Consider the following 21621-nt stretch of genomic DNA (forward strand, 5'->3'; position numbering starts at 1 on the left):
ATACGGCAAAAACCGCATTTTTGGATTAAGATTTTTACCCTAATCCTTAAAAAACAAGTATTTATGAATTCACCCTTGGAGGCGGTATATCTATTTTACCGTGAAAACCGAACGAAAAGATCGTATTATCAATATATTTTTTCCCTTCTGATTCTATTAGAAAACAAAAATTAGGCATCAAAGATTCTGATGAAATCAAATATTCCATTAAAGGAATGCCTTTTGCTAATTTGGCAGTTTTGGTGTCTTTTGTTTTGTAGTCGTCCAGTTCTTCTGGAATTCCATCACACTTGAAGATTTTTTTCAGAAAGTTGCAAGTAATGCCTTTTACTGTGTAAGTTTCAGCGTTATCGCTTAAGATCCTCCCAACACTATTAGAAATATTTAAACTGCTAATTAGAAAATAGCCGACAAGCAATGCCTGAAGGCATTTACATAAAAAGCTATTTTTAATTTTGTTCAACATACTCTGAAAAAGGCTGAAAGTTTAATTAAATCACACCGTTGTGATTGAAAATCCCTGTGATATAAGGCGTTTATTATAATTTTTCTGAGCGCGCAATTTAGAGCCATTTTTTTTGTAGAACATTAAAATAACATTAGAATTTAGAATCATTAAAAACTTTAAAATTATATTAACAAGGCATTCTTACAGGGCTGTCGGAATTATGTAAAGACCAACTACAATTCTATAACTTTTACACAGTTAAGCATTTTACTTTTGGATATCGAAAATTCGACAAAGTTTAAATAAAGAAATAATACCGTGTTACCAATTACAAAAACCCGATTTACAAATCCTTTAATACCTAATCTAGAGATGATTTACCCAAAAAATGATTTGACCCGATTTTTAGATGCTCAAAACAAACTATATCTAACAGCTTTTTCAGAATTAAAAAAGGGTAAAAAAGAAACTCATTGGATGTGGTTTATTTTTCCGCAGATTAAAGGTTTAGGGAAAAGTGCAATTTCAGATTATTATGCTGTTGCCGATTTAAAGGAAGCAGAAGAATTCTTAAAGCATCCTATTTTATCTAAGCATTTAATTGAGATTTCGAAACTTCTTTTAACTTTTAAAAAGAAATCTGCCGAAGGTATCTTAGGCGAGCTTGATGCCCGAAAACTGCATTCTTCAATGAGTTTATTTGTTCAGGTAGAAAATGCAGATCCTGTATTTCAGGAGATCTTGGATACTTTTTTCTTTGGACATCTAGATCAGATGACTTTAAATTTTACAAAAAAAAATTGTGTTCTGCCAGACACAGTACTTTCTTAATATTCTTAGGACGAAAAAAGGAATAGCTTGAAAACTATTCCTTTTTTAATGAACAACATAATTATAAATAAAAGTAAAAAATCTGTTTTATCAGCTTTTCTCAAAATTAGAAACACCTTTTTGCAGCCAGTTTAGGTATTCTTCAATATCTGGATTATAAGCCGAAGTTTCATTGAGACTTTCGCCATTATGGTTGACTAGAACATAAAAAGGCTGTGCATTGGTTTTGTAGGTTAGTGTTTGAAATTCACTCCATTTTTGGCCTATATATTTCAACTTTTTCCCTGTTAGTTTAGACGTAATTTGTTCTTTTTCTGATAATTCTCTTTTATCATCAACATATAAAGAAATCAAGACTATATCGCCTTTTAGAATTTTCTGCACTTTTTCGTCAGACCAGACATTGTCTTCCATTTTTCGGCAATTTACGCAGGCGTGTCCTGTAAAGTCGATCATAACAGGTTTCCCGATTTTTTTGGCGTATGCCATTCCTTGATCATAATCTGTAAAGGCAACAATATTATGAGGGCCAAATTCAGCTCCTTCAGGCAGATTTTGTACTATTTCTGAAGACGTAGAATTATTCAAACCATTCGGAATTTCGCTGTAATGCATTGGTGGCGGAAAACCACTTATCATTTTTAACGGAGCTCCCCAGATACCTGGAATTAAATAAATCGTAAAAGCCAAAACGACAACGCCTAATCCTAATCTTCCAACACTTATATTTGAAATCGGACTATCATGCGGTAACTGAATTTTTCCAAATAAATAAAAAGCTAAAGTTCCAAAAATGGCGATCCAAATGGCTAAAAAGGCTTCTCTTTCAAACCAATGCAATTGCAAAACTAAATCGGCATTTGATAAAAATTTAAACGCTAAAGCCAATTCTAAAAAACCTAAAAATACTTTTACTGAATTCAACCATCCGCCCGATTTTGGGAGTGAATTCAGCCAGCCTGGAAAAGCTGCAAATAATGTAAATGGTAAAGCCAAAGCCAGAGAAAAACCAAACATTCCGACAAATGGAGCTATTCCTCCGCGTGAAGCGGCTTCGACCAATAACGTCCCAACAATTGGCCCAGTACAAGAAAAAGAAACAATTGCGAGAGCCAAAGCCATAAATAATATTCCGACAATACCGCCTTTATCTGCCTGCGAATCGACTTTGTTTGCCCAAGCATTTGGAAGCATAATTTCGAAAGCGCCCAAAAATGAAAACGCAAAAATCATTAAAAACACAAAAAACACAAGATTGAACCAGACATTTGTAGAAAGCGCATTTAGCGAATCTGCTCCAAAAGCCCAAGTCACAACGGCTCCCAAAAAGATATAAATGGCAATAATGGCAATTCCGTAAAAAACTGCTTTTCTAATTCCCTGCGACTTTGTTTTGCTTTGTTTCGTAAAAAAACTGACCGTCATCGGGATCATCGGAAAAACGCAAGGTGTTAGCAAGGCCGCGAAACCTGAAAAAAAAGATAATAAAAAGATTGTCCATAAACTTCTTGATTCTGTTTTTGGTTCTCTTTTTTTGATTTCTTTTTGAGGCGCTTTTACAATTTCTGTCGCAATAATATCTTTTGTTTTTTCATTTGCTTCAATAACCGAAGCATCTTTTTCGATAGCTTTATCTTCTGTTTTAATAGCAGTTTCGATCAAAGTTTTCGCTTTCGCGGAAGGGCTAACGGTAAACTCCAATTCATCTGAACTTGGAGGAAGACAATTTTCATCATTGCAAACCATAAATTCAACCTCAGCCTTGATTTTGAATGGTTTTGATGAAAGAATTTTGATGCGTTGCTTAAAAGTGGTTTCTTTTTCAAAAAACTTAATCTGCATTTTGAAAACAGGATCATTAATCGTTTTTCCTTTTTCTTCTTTTACAGCATCAATTAATTGAAAATCAGCACTTTTAATAAAATTAAAATGAGTTGGAATTGGACCTCCGTCTGAAACTTCCTGACTGTATAAATGCCAACCCGATTCTATAATGGCTTTTGCCTGCAATTCATATTCAGTATCAGAAATTTTCTCGATACTGGTTTTCCATTTTATGGGATTATAGATCTGAGCCTTTACGAATATGGAAAACAGCAGGAAAAAGCCCAGTAAAAAAATATTCTTTTTCATGGGTAAAAACTTTAAAAAGAGGGTTGAATAGCAAAAAACAACCCTCTAAGTAATCCGCTAACAAACTAAATTGCTTACTAATTCAAAATACTATTTGATAGGGAAATACAAATTAAACTCTAGTAAATAAAAGGGTCAGATTATTTTAATGGTTTGAAAACAACTTCCATAGAGTCAGCTTTGTTCAAAAATGAATTAGCAAATTCTTGAATGTCTTTTGCAGTAATGCTTTTTACAATATCAACATAATTTTTAGAGTCATTCATGTTGTAATTGTTTTCAAAATAATTATAGATTAAATTCATGCTATAACTATTGAAGTTTTTGCTGTCCTCTCTTGATTTCAAATAATTGGTTCTCGTTTTCTCAATATCTTCAGAAACGATTTCTCCTTTTTTGATTTTATCAATTTCCTGGTATACAATTGGCAATAAATGTTCTGCTTTATCAGCGTCACAATCAAAAGTAATTTGAAGATTTGCTTTAGAAATTGGAAGTTTGTCAATACTTGCTTTTACTCCAGCTCCATAAGTTCCACCTTCTTTTTCACGAAGACTTTCCGTATAACGCAAAGTCAAAATATCGCCTAAGTAAGAAGCCAGGATTCTGTTTTTTTGATTAAAAGCGTAATCTTGTAAAAATGCAATGCGAACAGAACTTTTTGGTGTTTCCATTTTAATAAAAACATCTCGATCAATTTTATTTGAAGCCCATTTCGGAAAGTTAGTTTTAAATTTCTCTTTGCGTTTGATTCCGTTTATACTTGCAATATATTTTTCTAATAAAGGCTTTATAACTTCTGGCGTAACATCTCCAACAATATAAAATTCAAAATTTGAAACGTCTGCAAAGCGATCTTGATAGAAAGCTTTCATCTTATCAAAAGACAAATCGTCAATATATTTTTGGTTGAACTCTCTAATTCTCGGATTGTTTTTGCCGTAAACTATTTCCGATAAACTGTCCTCCATTTTTGCATTAATGTCGTTTGCTCTATTTTTCAACGAATTTTCCAATCGCTGTTTCAAAAGCGCATACATCTGGTTATCAAACCTTGGCTGTACAAAACGCAAATGCACCAACTGCATCATGGTTTCGATATCTTTTACATTTGCCGAACCTGAAACGGTTTCTTTAAGAGAACTCACACTTACTGAAGAATTGACAATTTTTCCTTTTAAAACTTTTTCCAAATCTACATTCGAAAGCTCTCCAACTCCAGACATCATCGCTAAATTTGTCGCACGACCAATTGATGGGAGATCTTCTGGCTCATATAAAGAAGTTCCGCCAAAACTTTCGGCTTTAAGCTCTACTTCTTTTTTATTTTTATCAGCAAATTTATAATGCACTTTTACTCCATTGCTTAATATAAAAGTTGTAGCATCAATCGCAGTTTCTTTTTTCTCAGAAGTAATTTTTCCTGAAACAATATTTAGATTTCCTAAAAGTGTTTTTCCTTCAAAAGTATCAACGTAAGGCTGCAACGAAGTATCATTTTCAGCTTTTTGAATAATAGCAAAAGCTTTTTCTTGCGTTAGATTTTCTTCATTTTCAACACCAGTTACCGCCACAACTCTATTTTGAGAAGTATATAATTTGCTAATTTGCTCTTGAAGAATTTTAGAATCCAACTTGCTTAAAATGCTTTTTATCATTTCAAATTCTGCTTTAGGATCTGCAATTACTTCGTGGTTCAAATAATCGTCTTTTACCATTCCGATTACTTGTTTGTGCGGAATCTCATTTAGTTTGTCTAAATAATTTTCATAACCCGAAATGTTTTCGGTAACGGCTCTTTCAATTTCACCTTTTGAAAAACCAAATTTGTAGCCGCGAACCCATTCGTTCATTACCATTGCAAAAGCTTCGGCTTGTTTTTCTGGTTTTGGAGAAACACTCAAAATCCAAATATCATTTAAACGAGTATAATTTTGATAGCCAAGTGATGCACTTTTAAATGGACACTCTTGTTTCTGCGCCATTTCTGCCAAACGATTATTCAAAATAGAAAAAGCAATGCCTCTTTGTGTCGATTTCTCTAATTCAGCATAGTCATTCGTTGATTTTTCAGCGGTATGACGAATCATAAAACTAATATTAGAAGCCGAAATTTCTTTGTCTAAAGCCAATTTAAAAATTGGTTCTGCTTTTTCTGGAATTGCAATTTCAAAACGTTTTTTAGGATTTGCAGGTGTTGGAATATCAGCAAAAAGTTTTTTGATTTTTGCCTCAATTTCATCTGCATTAATATCTCCAACAATGGCGATTGCCTGCAAATCTGGACGGTACCAATCTTTATAAAAATCTTTTAAAACTTGATATTTGAAGTTTTTAACGATTTCCATATCACCAATAGGCATGCGGTCTGCGTAAAGTGAATTGTTGTAATAATAAGGTGCCAGCTGATTGTAAATTCTTGCTCTTGCATTTTGTCTCGTGCGCCATTCTTCGGTAATTACACCACGCTCGGCATCGATTTCTTCATTCGTCAGCGATAAGAAATTAGACCAGTCGTGCAAAACCAATAAACAAGTATCGACTACCCCTCCATCTTTTGACGGAATATTGTCTAAGTTGTAAACCGTTTCGTCTGTGCTGGTATACGCATTAATATTTTTTCCGAAAACAGCTCCCTGTTTTTGAAGCGTATTCAGGATTCCTTTTCCTTCAAAGTTTTTGGTTCCGTTGAACGCCATGTGTTCCAGAAAATGCGCCAAACCTTTCTGCTGGTCGTTTTCTAAAATCGAACCTACATTTTGAATGATGTAATAACTTGCCGTATTTTTATTAACCTCAGTCGGATAAATATAATACGTCATTCCGTTTGGCAACACTCCTTTTTTTATTTTTTGGTTGACCGCAATTGGATCATTTGCTTTATAATGCTGCGCTTGCGCGAATGATAAACATCCAACGAAGAGCAGTAAGATTGCTGTTTTTTTGCTGTATTTCATAAAGCTGATTTATTAACTTTTCAATAATTTATCAAGCTGTTCTCTTAGTTCAGGATTTGAAGGACGAAGCGCATCTGCATTGATAATTTTTCCCTGAGGATCAAATAACAAAAATCTAGGAATGGCATTTACATCGTAATTTTTAGCTACATCTGAACCAAAATCTTTATCAGCCATTAACTGAATTCCTTTTAATTGTTCTTTAGTAACGTAATCCTTCCATTTTTGTGCGTCTTTTGGTTTATCTAACGAAAGACTAACGAATACAATATTTTTTCCGTGATAATCTTCTTCGATTTTTTTCATGTGTGGAATTTCAGCCTTACATGGTCCGCACCAAGTTGCCCATAAATCGATGTAAACAAATTTACCTTTAAAATCTGAAAACGAAACTGGTTTATCGTTAATGTCTTTATAAGTAAAATTTAATCCTTTTTGACCTACATTTTTATGCAATACTTTTTCGTATTCTACTAAAAATGTTTTGCTTGCATCAGAAATCATAAAAGGTTTTATGCTTGGTGCAATTTTTTCGTATTCTTCAATTTTCATTCTTGATGTTGCAACTGCATCACGAAGATAAACATCTTTTAAAGCTGGATCTGTTATGTGGGTAATTGCTTCTGTTAAGTCCAGGCGTTTTGGTCCTGAACCAGAATTCATTGTTACGTAAAAGAAATAATGTGACATTAATGAAACGCCATTTTGCAATTTTAATAAATCTGGATCTGTAAACTTTTTATCGGTCTGCCAAGTTTTGATCACCGCAGGACGATCGTCTTTATCAGGAAATGCAGTTCTGGGCATTCTGAAAAAAGTATAAGTCAATTCTTCAACATCTGTTGCAACGGCTAATTTTAATAACTTATTAAAGCTAGCATCTTTCGTTTTTATTGATTTCGAAAATTCTTCTGCTTTAGCCACACCTTTATCTATAAAAGGATAAAATTCTACATAGGTTTCATTTCCTCCTAACCTTGCGTAAGGCGCAAAATCGTTGTAGATTTCATTTGCTTTTTGAACTAAAACATTTTGTCCCACATTTTTTCCGCTTAAAACATAATTTGTTTTATTGATCACTAAATTGATGTCTAATTTTGGTTCCAAATACAAACGGATTAATTGGTTTCTACTTTTAAATTGCCCGTAATCGATATAATAAAAGCCAGCAGCTGAAACTGGTGTCATAAAGCCGAATTCCCCCAGAGAATTAACTTTTGCAGTAGCTGCAACGACTGGCTTTCCTTCTTCGACATTGTAAAGAGTAATTTCTTTTACTTTACTATCTGGAATCGAAATTGTTCCTTTAATTACTGCATATTCAGATAGATTGGCAGCAAAACTCATTTGAACCATAATGAAGGTTAAAATGAAATAAAAAATGTGTTTTTTCATAATAGTATATTTGTTTTTTGTTTGATAGATTAAATTGAAATTCGCATCGACTGATCGTCTTGTTCTATAATAATATCTTTGCTTTCTTTAGTTTCTCTCAGCTTTTTAAGATTTTCTGGTTTTACTAAATCTTTGGCTTCGAAATCGTTTATCTGAGTAACTTTTGCTCCGACTTTTACTTTCTTTAAATCTTCATTTTGCTGATCTAAAACTCTTTTTACCAAAAGATTCTGTTTTTCATCAAAATCTAAATAGAGTCCGCTCAAATAAAAAGAAGGTGTTTTATTAAAATTTTTATTCGGTTCTAAATACACAGTTTTGTGTAATAAATCGATTGTAAAATTGAAACGCTTTATTAAATCAATTCCCAAAGATCCATCGGCGAAAGCCCAGTTTTTATTGGCTTCATCATACTCTTGAAGTGCCACGGTTACATTTGGAAAATTGTTTCCGTTAATAGAAATATTCGGAATGGCGCCGCCAACAATTTTAGTTTGTTTTCCTAAACTGTAATTGACAGATGTGTACTCGGTTTTTAAACTGACTTCGAGATTGTTTTTATGATTAAAAGGTCCGTAAGCAATGAGATCGTAACCTGCTCCCGTATCAAAAGTGAAACTGCCTTCGACTGTTTTTTTATCTTCAAAAGTCAGATTCATTTTTACTACCGGAAGTCCCGATTTATAATCAAAAACCAACGGCTTTGCTTTTCCCCAATAATTAAAATTCCCGAAGTTGTACAAGTCAATTGTCATGGTATCAAAATTGACAGACGTGATATAATTTCGAAGCAGATTGGCGCCAAATAATCCGTCATAAACACCATGTTTTGGAAAAATTACCAATCCTTGATTTTTTAGAACCTGATCTCCTAAATAAATAGTATTATCTGCGGAATACTGAACTTGCTGACTGCCGCCAACAACAGATGCCGATTTACTTTTCGTAACCACAACTCCAGCTTTATACGCACTGTCTGGATTTAAAGCCATTCCGTCGGCGCCTGTGTCAAAAAGCATTAAAAATTCTCGGTCGGCTTTGTTTAATTTGATTTTAATGGCGATTCCGTTTTCGATAATTTGAAACGGAATACTTGCTACTTCTTTTACTGTTGCATTTCGGTCAACTTTATACAAACCATCAAAAAAAGTAACATACAAAATTTTGTTTTCTGAATTGAAAACGATTTGAGACGGTTTCTTTTCTTTTCCTTTAAAATGGAAATCTACTAAAACATAGCTTTCATTTTTCATCTCAACAGTTTTTCCAATCTGAATAGAATCTAAAACAGGAAAAGCATTAAAAATACCATTCAAATAATATTCGTTTGAAGATGAATCTCCAACACCAACAGTAAACTGCGGTGCCAGAAGATCTTTTATCTCCTTATAACTTTTATTTTGAAAGGCTTTTTCGAAAGTTTCAATAGATTTCTGAATGCTGTTTTGAGCATAAGTTGAGCAACCAAAAATCAATATTGAAAGCAGGAATATCTTTTTCATTTCGGATTACTTTTGTGCCGTATTTGGCTTCACTACCACTTTTTCCACTCCGAAGTCTTTTAATAAAATTCCAGAATATTTTGTAAATTCTTCAGGCGTATAAAGTTCTTTTGAACCATTTACTAATTCTGTAAAACCTTTTAGATCATTCTTTTTTTCGTATTCTCTTTTCTTGCGTTGTAAAATGGTAAACACGTGACTTGTAACGTTCCATCTTCCATAATCTTCCATTAATTTTTTACTCTTTAAAAGAAATGGATCATCATATTGTTTACCCACTCTTAATCCGGTAATAATCACAAAAGAAACCTCTTCAGAAGCATCTTTGGATTTTAAATACGTATCGATAACCTCAAACGGCACATTTCTTTTTCCATCTAAATAAGCTTGTTTATAAAAATCAGGATACTCTTTTTCATGAATTTCTGGACTGTACTTTTTAAAAATTCCTTTTTTAGAAGCTTCTTTTGCGTTTTGAAGCAAAGCTGTAAACTGCTCAACGTTTTGAAATCCGCCAGCAATATCAATTACTTTTCCATCTGCATTCATAAATAAAAAAGTCGGAAATCCAGTTACGCCGTATTTCATGCATAATTTTTTACCGATTTCTTCTTTTAAAATATCAGACTTGAAAGTGACGAAATCTGCACTTAAAACAGTTGCTACTTTTGGATCTGGAAATACTTCTTTGTCCATTTGTGCACACGGCGCACAACCTGTGAAATACAAATCAACAAAGATTAATTTCTTCTCCGTTTGCGCTTGTTTTTTGGCCTGCGCCAGGCTTTCTTCGGTAGATTGAGTCTGTGCTTTTAAGGCAATAGACGGACAGGCAAGCAGCAAAACTGCGCTTGCGATTTTTAAAAATCGTTTCATAAAATGTGGTTTTAGAAACCGAATAAAGAATGAGGTCTTTTCTTTATTCGGTTTTGTTTTTAAGTTTTAATTATCGCACGCGATAAGTAACATCGACAATTTTGCATAAGCCTGAATAACTGCTTTCCAAAATTAAATCTCCATTTACAGGAGGTACTGTATACAATTCTAATTTTCCTGTTATACTGTAAGAACCGACAATTAATTTGCTGATAATTTCTTTTTTTCCTCTCTTGCTGAAACCTAGATAGGTAATTTCTTCATTTCCTTTATCCAACATTAATTTTGCAGATTGAGTTCCACTGTCATACTCGTACACTTTGTTTCCGACAGTATAAAATAAATAGCCTGCATCTGGACTTACTGCAAATTTTGTTGCTTTATCCAAATCAGGTGCGTTCAGCATCTCTTTGTAATAGGTCTGCACGGAACTTGCACTAAAACGAAGCAGATAGAATTTGCCTGTAGAGATATTCTTTAATACTGCAAAACTTTCATTGAAATTGAAATTTGATGTAGTCATATAAACAAGCTCGCAGTTGGTATTATTCCAATCTAGTGCTGTTGGAGAAGCAGTAACGGGAGGCATTGCCGAACAATTTCCTTTTGATGTACTATAACGCAGAAAACGATGTTTTTCGACATCAAAAAAGACAGGAGTTCCTGCTGATGAACTTTCTGCTATAAAAGGAGCTGCATAGAAAGTTTTAGTTTCGATATCTACTTTATTTTGCGGCAATCCATATCTAATTTGCAGTGCTCTATTGTAGTAATAAATATTACCATCTTTATACAGGAAATTTTCTGATCCAATAGGGCATTTCATAAAATCTACTGCAAAATTTGTTGGAAAACTTCCTCCAACGGTTTCGTATGCAATATTCATGGTCTGATTCCATTCAAAAGAATCGGGTTCTAATCTTGCTGTTCCAGATTCTGATGCTGTTACATAGATTCCATAAATAACACTTCCTGGCAAAGGCCCGCTGAAAGATTCTACATCTACAGCTTTTCCCTTTAATTTTAATGCAGACCCAGCGGCATCTAACACATCATTTATAATACGCGGCTGCGGAATTCCTGGGATTATAGAAACCATATCTAATCGAGCTTTTCCGTCTACATCTCCCACAACCAGCCATCCTTCATAAATAGAAGAAACTACATTTAATGTAATAATCGGCTGCTGCCAGTTTACTCCTGTCACTTTATCTTTGATAAAGTAATAAAGTTCATATTTTGCAGGCGGTAATTTCAAAATACCATCAAGATTTTTTGTGGTTGCAATAGTTGTTCTGGCTTCGTAAGCCAATTTTGCAGGATTTAATGCGACCCATTTATATTCGTAGCGATCAGGATCTGATCCATCATCTAAAGTTGGATTTAATTCGGGTGTAATTTTAAAATAATCTCCCGTATAAACCGTATATTCTTTTTGTATTCCTGTTACATTAAATTCATTGATTTTCTCATAATTGTAATTTCCTTCGTCGCTTACACATCCGTATACCAAAAGGAGAAGCATTAGTACGGCTGTCTGTATTTTTATATTTTTAAACATCGCTTTATATTTTAAATTAGAGAATGGTTATTAAGGAAACAACATTTCTTTTCCGTCTTCCTCATAAATAGTATTGCCTTCCGCTTTTTGATCGGTCAGATAACGTTTCATAAAACTTGCATAGTAGAGTGTTTCAGGAATGGAAAGTCCCGGTGAACCTTGCGGCTGATTAAACATTTCTGGTTCTAGATTCATGAGTTCGCACATTAAAAAGAATTTTTTTGCAGTGAATACACCAAATACAGCCTGCCATCCTATTGGCTGCGTCAGCTTATCTGTAAATGTCAACTTAAAACGCGTGTAGTTGATCTTTTTCTGTGTCAAAACATTTGTTATTCTGTCCTTCATATTGACAGTAAAAAATTCGTTTTCTTCCAAATTCAAAACTAATGTTACAGCCTTATCTTTTAAATCTATGGTTCTATGAACTATTACTTGAATAGAATCTTTTTCACTACCAGCATGCAGAACAATATTTTCTGGCAACGAAAAATGTGTACCTAAAACTGCTGTACTTGAAGGATCTACCGAAACTTTAATTTTTCGGTCAACATCACTTACAGTTCCTTGAACTCGCACTGGGATAAAATAAACTCTTCCAATAATAGAAGCATTATCAAAACTAAAACTGAATCCAGTACTGTCTATAAGCGGTCCATCGGTATATGCTGGAAATACAGCACGTGGAAAATAAATGTTATTGGTGTCTTTATAAACTTCAATTTCTTCTTTATCACAAGATGTCAAGCCTATCAGAGATAGAAAAGTGATACCTAAAATCAATATTTTTTTCATGATTACTTTTTTAATTTTGAAAATTAATTTCTGCATCTGGTAATGGGACCACGTATTTAACGGCATTCATTGTAACATTTCCTGAAGATGCAGAACCATTTGGAATTGCAGTCGAATTGATTCTTTTGTAGTAGAAGAACAATTGTCCTTCGCCCATAAATTCTTTTCTGTACTCTTTAGTAATTTCTGTAGCCAATACTGCAGTTGCTGCCAAATTGGTCAAACCTCTATTAAATCGAAGCGTGTTTAAAAAGGCAATACCATCAGCCGGCACTGGTGCGGTTTCTGCAGCAATAAGGTACAGTTCTGAAAGTTTGAACATCGGAATCTGAAAACGGAAAATTTTGGTTTTGTCTGTTACGTCTTCATATTTGAAAAATGTTTTCTGGGTTTTTCCTCCTGTAATTGGAATTTTCCAGCTTGGCAGACTTCTATAATCATTATCATTAGATTCAAAAACTGCATTCAATCGGCTAAGCATTGGAGCATAAATATTAAAATCGTCTAAGCTAGAATCAAATAGCGCTTTTTGTTTGGTATATAAAGTATAATCGCTGAGAGCAAAGAAATTCTCAGCAGAAAAAATACGATCTGGATTAGAAGTGCTTGTAGCTTCTAAAAATGGAGTCCAAGAAACAACAGGCTGTGCTTTTACAAAATTTATAACTTCGGTTGCCAAAGCAAAAGCCCCAGTTTTGTCTCCCGTGTATAAAAGAACTCTGGCTTTTAAACATTTTACTGCTAGTATATTCATTCTTTGTCCGCGGTTTACGGAATAATACGGATTCGCGTCAAATGCTGTCGATCCAGAGATTTTTCCTGTAGTAAGTATTGGATCATTTGCCAATAGGGCTATGGCTGTATCCAAATCGGCTGTGATTTTTGCAATAACATCTTTAGCTGGCAAAAGCGGATTATTTGATGTTACTGGAGCATCATAATAAGGAATTGATGGATCTGCCGGCGCTACTTTATAAATTGGCCCGTACAATCTTAACATATCAAAATGCAGCATGGCACGGATTGCAATAGCTTCTCCTTTTAATAGATTTGCTTTCTCAGCCGAAATAACTTCAGAATGTTCGTCAATGCTTTCTAAAAATTTATTTGCAGATAAAACTGTTGTAAAAGCACTTTGCCAAATTGCAGCAAAAGTATTTTTTGGAAGCGTTTCAGCATACGAATAACTTGCTATTTTAGCTTTAACATGCGATCCTCCCATATTATACTGCTGTCCTAAAATCTCTACGGCATCCATAGTTAGTTGTCTTCCATAAAGATTGTTAACGGCTAGCTGAAGATAAAGTCCGTTATGTACATTCTGCACACCAGCTTCGGAATTGTAAGCCTGATCTTCTAAAATTTTATCTTGTGGCACAACATCCAAAAAATCACTGCAGCTTACTACAACTAAAGAAGCAAGCAAAAGGAATGCAATTTTATATAAATACTTATTCATAATTTCTTTATTAAAATGATAAATTAAGACTCAAAGAATATATTCTTGAGAAAGGATAATCGATACCACGTTCTGCTTTTATGGTTGATATGCGGAAAAACTCGTTTGCAAAAACATTAAATCCTAAAGCAGTTAATCCGTTTCTTTTTAACCAAGCTCTATCTGTTAATCTGTAGCCTAAGCGAATAGATTCTCCAGAGATGTAATCATCTTTTTGGATAAAACGGGATGAAATTGGTGTATTATTCGTTAATCCTATCGCTTTAAATTGTGCCATCTGTCCAGGAGTTGTCCAACGATCTGTAAAAGCTCTGACGTCTTGATTATCAAAAATATTATCTCTCGAAATATTTTCTACTTTATTGTACAAGGCAGAGTTAAATCTTTCTGCACCAAAACTATAACGCACAAACAATCCAAAACTAAACCCTTTATAATTTAAGTTTGTAGAAACTACTCCTGTAGCAGTTTCTCTAGAATTACCCATTACTACTTCATCTTTTTTATCTAGAATAAAAGTGGTCTGGCCATTTTTCTTTAAGAAAACTTCTCTACCTGTTGCAGGATCGATTCCTAATGAAGGTACAGCCCAAAGATCATTACTGCTTGCACCGTCATAATATCTCGTTAAACTGGTCGTTTTTTGCGCCTCAGAATTTAAAGAAGCTAATGCATTACCAAAACCTCCAAGCTCATTATCTCCTGTAGTTCCCATTAAACCAACTCCCCAAACAAAATTTCTGCTCAAATCGTAGATAAAATTGTAGTTCATTTTTAACTCTAATCCCTGTGTAGTTAAATAACCAACATTTAAAGGATAACCGTTAAGTCCTGTTGAAGCTGCAAGATCGATAGCTACAATCTGTGGAGAAGTTTTACGTTTGTAAGCTCCCAGAGTCATCGTAAATCTGTTTCTAAACATAGCCAAGTCTAACCCTAAAGACAAATCTCTGGTTCTCTGTGCTTCTAAATTTGGGTTTGCAATTTGAGATACTCCCAATCCAGGACCAAAAACGTTTGTATTTGGATTATAAGCATATATATCATAAGAGGCAAAACCTACTAAATTCTGGTTTCCAGTCTGACCAATATTGGCTCGTATTTTAAATATATTGACAATATCTTCGTTCATTTTAAACTCATTGTTCAAATTCCATCCAAAACCAATTCCCCAATAAGGCGAATATTTTTTGTTGGTTCCAAAATTGGTTGCTCCAGAAATGGTTTGAGTAAAATCGAATAAAAACCTGCGATCGTAAGCATAGTTAATCTGGTTAGTCAAATCGACGCTTCTTATCAATTCTGTATAAATTTCTGGTTTACCATTCGGTTCATAACCAAAGGCAAATGATGGATTTCCGGGAACTCCAAGAGGAAATCCTCTTAAAAATGATTTATAAGAATTGTTTTTTGTTTCTAATGCCGAAGCTCTAATGGTATAATTAAAAGAGTGAACATTCTTAAAAACATTCGAGTACGTTGCACCAAGATTCGCATTCCATTTATCGGTAATAGCATCATACCTGTTATAAGTTCCCTTTTCTGTCGCAATATTATTAATGAAACGAGTATCGTCTGGAGAAACAAAAACAACATTGTAGTTATCAAGTCTTGAAACAGATAAAGCTCCGGTTGCTTTGATATGTGAGTTTACGTCATAATTAATAGCGAAGTTATTCGTGAAATTAAAATCCTTTCCTTTGTCATAACTTCCTAAAAAGACATTGTAAAGCGGATTAGCCGGATGGTTTACAATTGTCTGCAAGCTAGTTAATGGCAATGACGAACCATCCATATAACGTGTTATTACTCCATTTTCGTTATACTTTGGATAATACGGACTTGCTTTTGCCCAAGTTTCAAATGAACCGTATGGAGATTCCTGATTCGTTCCCCCAGAAACAAAAAATTGGTTGTTAAAACTTAATTTGTTTTTTCTGTAAGTCAAAGTCGTATTATAGCCCCAAGTATCGTGTTCAGAACCTTTCATTGTTCCTGTTAGTGTTTTGTAATTCCCTGCAATGTTAAATCTAAACTCATCAGAACCTCCGCCAAAATTCAAACTGTGTCCAGAAGTAATTCCCATCTGAATCGGTTCGTTTAACCAATACGTATTTACACCGCTGCGTACTGCGGCTAAACGTCTATTGTATTCTTTATCCCAAGTTAAGGGAGTTGTTTCGCTAGTACCATCTTTAATAATGTATGCACCAGAAAGTCTTTCGAATTCTAATTTTTGAGCTGCATTCATTAAATGATAAACACTTAAGTCTGCTAATTCATAAGAAGAATTATACACATAATTAAACTGCAATTTTCCAGGAAGAGGCTTGTTGGTTTCAATTACCACAACACCATTTGCAGAACGAGAACCGTATAATGCTGTTGATGCCGCATCTTTTAATAAAGTGATACTCGCAATTCTATTAATATCTAAATCGACAACTTGCTGTAAAGTAGTTGGAAATCCGTCCAAAATAAACAAAGGCTGATTTGGATCGTCTCTAAACTGGCTGTCAACCTGATTGGCCGTTAAACTTGTCTGTCCTCTCACTTCGATTGTTGGCAGAATATTTGGATTTGAACCTGCAATATTATTATTGACCACAATAAAAGACGGATCTAATGATTTTAAAGCCTGTACCGCATTTTGCGTAGAAACCTGTCTTAATTCTTCACCTCTAAAAACAGTGACTGCACCTGTAATTAACTCTTTCTTACGAACCGTAACCCCTGTATTTACAACGACTCCAACAAGTTCTTTAGTTTCTTGTGCTAGTGTAATATTTATTATTTTTCTTTTGTTTATCTCCACGACCTGTGCTTTGTGCCCGATATAGGTAAACAAAATTTGCCCATCTTCTGGTGCACTAATTGTATATTTTCCGTCAAAATCGGTTTGCACAGCTGTATTTGTACCTCTTACTTTTATATTAACTCCTGGCAGTGGTTCTTTGGCTTCATTGGTAACTGTTCCTTTAATTTCGATTATTTTAGATTGAACTACAAATTTATCTGCTTTTCTTTCTTTTACAACAATCGTATTTCCAGCAGAAAAACTAAAATCAAAATCTTTATCAGAGAAACTGGCTTCTAATAAATCATTTACCTTAATTTTTCCTTTTTTCAAGTGTACTTTAGGCAATTTTTTAAATAAATCTTCCTGATAAATAAAAGTATAATTGGTCTGTTTTGTAATAATGTCAAAAACTTCGTCAACAGATACTGTTTTATCAGCTGTAATTACAACTTTCGTGTTTTGTGAAAATAGATTTACGGGAGAAAAACCAAAAATTGTAGTACAAAACAAGAAGATAAAAGTTCTCATAATGTTAATAATTAGCCTCTTTCTAAAATAGAAATAGGCACTGGTTAATTTAAATTTCATAAATTTACATGTTAATTGGTTGGTTGGTTAATAAAACTGACTTATTGGTTAATACACAGAAAGGGATAAAGCGCAGTACGGTGAGAGGTCTAAACTTTAATCCCTTTTCTTTTTATTTGATTATAATCTTATTGTCTTTTTTCTCATAGGCATTAATAAAATTAATATTCTTGATCGTGGTCAATATGTCTTCTAATTTCTGATTCTTGTTTAAAACTCCATTAAATTTTACGTCTCCAAGCGCTGGATCTGCAAATACAATATCTACGTCATACCATCTTGATAATACTTTCGCAATATCTTTTAGAGGCATTCCCTTAAACACGAATAACCCTTTTCTCCAAGAAATTTCATTGTAAACATCTACGTCAGAAACGGCGATATTTCCGTTGTACTCTGTTATCTTAGATTGCTGGTTTGGAGCCAGAATTTGTTTTTTACTAGTATTGCTAACGGCTACAACTCCTTTTACCAGAGTGGTATAAATAGCAGATTCGTCTCTGTACGCTTTAATATTAAATTCGGTTCCAATTACTTCTACATTCTGATTTTCAGTTTTCACTTTAAATCTCGAACCTTTGTGTTTGGTACTTGGCGATACTTCAAAATACGCTTCTCCATAAACCAGTTCTACTTGTCTGGTTTCTCCATCAACAAAAGCGACAGGATATCTTAATTGTGATTCTGAATTCAGCCAGACTTTGGTACTGTCTGCCAACTGTACAAAAAACTGTCCGCCTCTCGGAATCGTTAAAAGGTTATTGGCAATGGCGGCCGATTTTCCGTTTGAGCTGTAAACTAACTTTTCTCCGTTACTGGAAGCATTTCCTTTGGTGTACGATTTTCCTTTTTCTAAGGCTATAACAGAACCGTCTTCTAAAGTCAGAGTTGCTTTATCGCTTCCAATTAAGATTTCTTTATGGGCAACTTGCGGAGTTTCAATCTTAAGCGGATTTGTTTTATTAATGATTAATGAAATTGAAATCAACAATAACAACGATGCCGCCATTGCTATTAGTTTAAAAGTATTTTTAGCATAAAAAGGCTGAATAGGAATAATTTTTACTTCTTCAGACTGAATTGCATTTTGAATACGCGTTCTCATTTTGAGTTCCATTTCTTCTCTAGAACCCAATGTGTCATTCCAATCTTCTTTGGTTTGAAAACTCTCGTAATAATTCAATAGCTTATTATTCTCCTCGAGATTGGTATCACCGGAAAGGTATCTATTTAGCAATATTATAAAATCCTCTTTCTTCATTTTTTTAACATTAATTCGGGGAGTATATTAAGTAAGTATCCAAAAAGACACATACCCCCTAGTCCAAATCGTATTTTTTTTGATTTTTTTTGAAAGACAACTAAAAAAGAAGAAAAACCACACATCACCAATCCAACCACTGCATTATTTTTTTGCTAAAAAATATTTTTTGAGAGCCATAAAATCATAGCCACGCTCATACTTTCTCCCATAGACGATCTTATGGTATTGAGTGCTTTAGTAATATGATTTTCGACCGTTTTTGTAGAAATATTAAGTCTTTCGGCAATTTCTTTATGGCTCAGCTGCTCTTCACGGCTTAGCTTATAAACTGCCTGACATTTTTCAGGAAGTGATTCAATTATCATGTTGAGCTGTTCCACTAGTTCATCGTGCATCAACTGTGTTTCGGGAGTGGTCGACAGAAAACGTTTTTCGAGATCATCAAAAAGTTCCACATGAACTTTGTCTTTATTTTTTCTCAAATGATTAAAAACCTGATATCTCGCACAGGCATACATATAGCCTTTTAGCGAAATATGAATTTCTATTTTTTCGCGGTTGTGCCAGATATTCATGAAAATATCCTGAATAATATCTTCGCACAATTCTTTGTCTTTAATCACATTATAAGCAGACATAAAAAGTGCCTGCCAAAATTTATTATACAATTCTGTCAACGCCGATTCATCGCCGCCACGAAGGCGATCAATTACTATTTGATCTGGATCTGAGATAATATTCGACAATGACTTGCTCCTTTATATAAATTGAATAATTCGCAACAAACATAATAAATTTAGATAATAATCCTAATTTGTTCTCGACCACACAATTTTATATTTGCTATAATTCTTAATTTGAAAAGCAATAAATTCTTAAAACATATCCAATCAAAACCACAAAATAGAGCACTTTTTTAAACTTAAGTAAATTATATCTATCAAATAAAATAGATTTTTCAAAAAATCAAATTTCATTTTTGATTACGTTAAAATTATATTTTTATTAAATTTAAAAAAACAGCGTAGCTAATTTCTTTAAATCAAAACTCAAAATTAATTTTATTAAATCATCATTTTATCTTAAAATTGAATTTGGACTTCAAATACTCATCAAACAAAATTTAAAATCATTCCTTTTACAATTATTGTAAATTTGGACTACTTTTAACCATCAATAAACAAATACTAAACAGTCCAGATGCTTCGTCCTTGGCCATTAGAAATTCAGATAGACAAAAAATCAGATAAAGCGATTTACCTGCAAATTGCCGATGCTGTAATTGACGCTATCAAAACAGGAAAATTGGTCAACGGAAATGCATTGCCAGGAAGCAGACAATTGGCTGAATTACTGAAAGTAAACCGAAATACTGTTGTAGAAGCTTTAGATGTTTTAACTGCTGAAGGTTGGCTGGTAACCATTGACCGAAAGGGAACTTTTGTAACAGAATCGCTCCCAAAAATCAGTCATTCGTCAGAAAATAAAAAAGAGCCAAAAGTTGAAGTTGAAGATCCTAAAAGTTTTTTAGTTTTTGATGACGGACTTCCTGATAGCCGATTGGCACCAATGAATGATTTGGCTAGAGCATATCGTGAGCTGTTCAATAGAAAATCACGTTGGCAAATTATGGGTTATAGTAGCGAATTGGGAAATTTAGAATTTAGAAAATCGATCGCTCAAATGCTCAATTTTAAACGTGGCATGAGCATTTCGCACGATCAAATTTGTATTACACGCGGAAGTCAAATGGCGATGTATCTTGCTTCTCATTGTATTTTAAAATCAGGCGATTTTGTTTTGGTTGAAAATCCTGGCTACAAACCCGCTTGGGAAGCTTTTGAAAATGCAGGTGCAACTCTACTTCCTGTAAATATAGAATCGGACGGATTGGATATCGATCAAGTCGAAAAATATTTGCAACATAAAAATATAAAAGCAATTTATGTTACACCTCATCATCAATTTCCAACTACTGTTACCCTGTCTCTGAAAAAGAGATTAAAATTGATAGAACTTTCCAACCAATATCATTTTACAATTATTGAAGACGATTACGATAACGAATTTCATTTCGGACTAAGACCAATACTTCCTATTTCGAGTTATTCGGGTTTGAAAAACTATATTTATATTGGCACATTCAGCAAAATTGTTGCGCCGGCGTTGCGTATTGGATATTTAGTCAGTTCGCATGAGAATGTTCTAAACATTGGGAATCATAGAAAAATCATCGATGTCCAAGGCGATAATATTATGGAAGAAGCGATTTTAAATCTTATTAATGAAGGTAAAATAAAACGGCATCTTAAAAAAGCTAATTTGGTTTACAAAAGCAAACGAGATTTTTTCGAAAGCTTATTAAATCAATACCTTCAGGATAAAATCACATTTACAAAACCCGAAGGCGGACTTGCTTTTTGGATTGTTCCTAAAGCAGATATTAATGTTTTAGAGATTTTCGAAAAATTAAAATCTCAAGGCATTCAAATCATGAGCCCAGATCGTTTTAGTTTTGATGAAACAATCCAAGGTTTCCGTTTGGGTTATGCTTCGCTTTCAGAAAAACAAATGGAAGAAGGTTTAAAAGCGCTTTCAAGATTACTATAAAATTAGACGCAGATTTCACGGATTTGCTATCGCAAAGACACGGATAAAACTAATTTTTAAAATCAGCGTAAATCAGCGTTTTCGCGATAGCGAATCTGTTTTATCTGCTTGCAATTAATTTAATTACAATTTTCCATTTCAATAATAGAAAACCCATTTTCGCGAATCTGATTTTCTACTTCAATTGGTGCTTTATCAATGTGACAGAAACGACATTCTTTAGAAGACAAAGTCTGCCCTTCTTGTGCGACACTTTTCAGGTATTCTTTTCCGTATTCGTATACTTGCTCTGCATCGTTAACATTTTCTTCTACCAAAATATCAAAGTGCATAATTTTTCCGTCTTTGCGGGTTACATAAGTATCCCAAACTGCTATTTTCATGTTTTTAAGATTCTAAGTT

Annotated in this window: 15 protein-coding genes; 2 read left to right on the forward strand and 13 right to left on the reverse strand. The window is 33.7% G+C overall.

The features are described from left to right. Positions 1 to 61: 61 nt before the first annotated feature. Positions 62 to 466 carry a hypothetical protein gene (locus tag M0M44_RS22555; protein ID WP_248727751.1) on the reverse strand — a complete coding sequence of 135 codons (405 nt, stop codon included), beginning with the start codon at positions 464 to 466 and terminating at the stop codon, positions 62 to 64. A gap of 354 nt (positions 467 to 820) precedes the next feature. Between M0M44_RS22555 and M0M44_RS22560 the strand changes: the two genes are divergently transcribed. Beyond that, entirely contained in the window at positions 821 to 1279 is a 459-nt protein-coding gene (locus tag M0M44_RS22560; protein WP_248727752.1) for a DUF1810 domain-containing protein, read from the forward strand. A 90-nt stretch (positions 1280 to 1369) separates the two neighbouring features. On the opposite strand, the gene M0M44_RS22565 is transcribed toward M0M44_RS22560, so the two are convergent. The 11 genes from M0M44_RS22565 to M0M44_RS22615 form a co-directional block, all read right to left on the reverse strand. Further along, positions 1370 to 3412, reverse strand: a complete 2043-nt coding sequence (locus tag M0M44_RS22565; RefSeq protein WP_248727753.1) for a protein-disulfide reductase DsbD family protein — start codon at positions 3410 to 3412, stop codon at positions 1370 to 1372. 140 nt (positions 3413 to 3552) lie between these two features. Further along, entirely contained in the window at positions 3553 to 6369 is a 2817-nt protein-coding gene (locus tag M0M44_RS22570; protein ID WP_248727754.1) for a M16 family metallopeptidase, read from the reverse strand. A gap of 12 nt (positions 6370 to 6381) precedes the next feature. Continuing rightward, complete coding sequence (locus M0M44_RS22575) at positions 6382 to 7764, reverse strand: TlpA family protein disulfide reductase (RefSeq protein WP_248727755.1); 1383 nt, start codon at positions 7762 to 7764, stop codon at positions 6382 to 6384. Between the two features lie 29 nt (positions 7765 to 7793). Continuing rightward, positions 7794 to 9266: an aspartyl protease family protein gene (locus M0M44_RS22580; RefSeq protein ID WP_248727756.1), complete on the reverse strand. Its 1473-nt coding sequence runs from the start codon at positions 9264 to 9266 to the stop codon at positions 7794 to 7796. Between the two features lie 6 nt (positions 9267 to 9272). Continuing rightward, entirely contained in the window at positions 9273 to 10142 is an 870-nt protein-coding gene (locus M0M44_RS22585; RefSeq protein WP_248727757.1) for a thioredoxin family protein, read from the reverse strand. A 70-nt stretch (positions 10143 to 10212) separates the two neighbouring features. Further along, the gene (locus M0M44_RS22590; RefSeq protein ID WP_248727758.1) at positions 10213 to 11703 is read right to left on the reverse strand and encodes a PKD-like family lipoprotein; all 1491 of its coding nucleotides are present in this window, start codon (positions 11701 to 11703) and stop codon (positions 10213 to 10215) included. 30 nt (positions 11704 to 11733) lie between these two features. Further along, positions 11734 to 12498 (reverse strand): DUF4843 domain-containing protein, encoded by a 765-nt coding sequence (locus M0M44_RS22595; RefSeq protein WP_248727759.1) that lies wholly within the window; start codon positions 12496 to 12498, stop codon positions 11734 to 11736. A 10-nt stretch (positions 12499 to 12508) separates the two neighbouring features. Continuing rightward, entirely contained in the window at positions 12509 to 13957 is a 1449-nt protein-coding gene (locus tag M0M44_RS23985; RefSeq protein WP_248727760.1) for a RagB/SusD family nutrient uptake outer membrane protein, read from the reverse strand. A gap of 10 nt (positions 13958 to 13967) precedes the next feature. Then, entirely contained in the window at positions 13968 to 17285 is a 3318-nt protein-coding gene (locus M0M44_RS22605; RefSeq protein WP_248727761.1) for a SusC/RagA family TonB-linked outer membrane protein, read from the reverse strand. A 172-nt stretch (positions 17286 to 17457) separates the two neighbouring features. Continuing rightward, complete coding sequence (locus M0M44_RS22610; RefSeq protein ID WP_248727762.1) at positions 17458 to 18606, reverse strand: FecR family protein; 1149 nt, start codon at positions 18604 to 18606, stop codon at positions 17458 to 17460. 155 nt (positions 18607 to 18761) lie between these two features. After that, positions 18762 to 19355 (reverse strand): RNA polymerase sigma factor, encoded by a 594-nt coding sequence (locus M0M44_RS22615; protein ID WP_248727763.1) that lies wholly within the window; start codon positions 19353 to 19355, stop codon positions 18762 to 18764. Positions 19356 to 19809: 454 nt separating this feature from the next. On the opposite strand from M0M44_RS22615, the gene pdxR reads away from it, so the two are divergent. Then, the gene (gene pdxR, locus M0M44_RS22620; protein WP_248727764.1) at positions 19810 to 21219 is read left to right on the forward strand and encodes a MocR-like pyridoxine biosynthesis transcription factor PdxR; all 1410 of its coding nucleotides are present in this window, start codon (positions 19810 to 19812) and stop codon (positions 21217 to 21219) included. A 119-nt stretch (positions 21220 to 21338) separates the two neighbouring features. Here the strand turns inward: pdxR and M0M44_RS22625 are convergent, their stop codons facing one another. After that, complete coding sequence (locus M0M44_RS22625; protein ID WP_248727765.1) at positions 21339 to 21602, reverse strand: DUF2024 family protein; 264 nt, start codon at positions 21600 to 21602, stop codon at positions 21339 to 21341. Positions 21603 to 21621: the final 19 nt, after the last annotated feature.

It is taken from the genome of Flavobacterium humidisoli (genome assembly GCF_023272795.1).
Taxonomy (GTDB): domain Bacteria; phylum Bacteroidota; class Bacteroidia; order Flavobacteriales; family Flavobacteriaceae; genus Flavobacterium; species Flavobacterium humidisoli.